Origin of the sequence: Mesorhizobium sp. M8A.F.Ca.ET.161.01.1.1 (genome assembly GCF_004792105.1) — a bacterium.
In the GTDB taxonomy this organism is placed as follows: Bacteria; Pseudomonadota; Alphaproteobacteria; order Rhizobiales; family Rhizobiaceae; genus Mesorhizobium.
The window spans coordinates 1-328 of sequence record NZ_SRTD01000283.1 but is presented as its reverse complement, the minus strand read 5'-3'; the positions used below and the strand labels follow the sequence as shown (position 1 = coordinate 328).

Genomic DNA, 328 nt, shown 5'->3' with positions numbered 1-328 from the left:
GTGCCGCTGACGCTGCTGTCCTTCGTTCTCGGTCTAACGGTCGGGCTAGGGGCGGCACTTGGCCGGCTGTTCGGGCCGAAGCCGCTGGTCATGCTGGTGCGCTTCTATGTCTGGATTTTCCGCGGCACGCCGCTTCTGGTGCAGCTGTTCTTTCTTTATTACGTGCTTCCGGATTTCGGCATTGTCTTGCCCGCGTTTCTGACCGGCGCGCTGGCGCTCGGCCTGCAATATGCGGCCTATACTTCCGAGGTCTATCGCGGCGGCATAGAGGCGATACATCATGGCCAATGGGAAGCGGCGACCGCGCTTAACCTGACGCGCATGCAAA

Annotated in this window: 1 protein-coding gene; it reads left to right on the top strand. The window is 61.0% G+C overall.

Annotation, left to right across the window (positions count from 1 at the left end; genetic code table 11):
- The coding region (locus tag EN804_RS35710) for an ABC transporter permease subunit (protein ID WP_210237394.1) at nt 1-328 on the top strand (328 nt) is incomplete at its 3' end.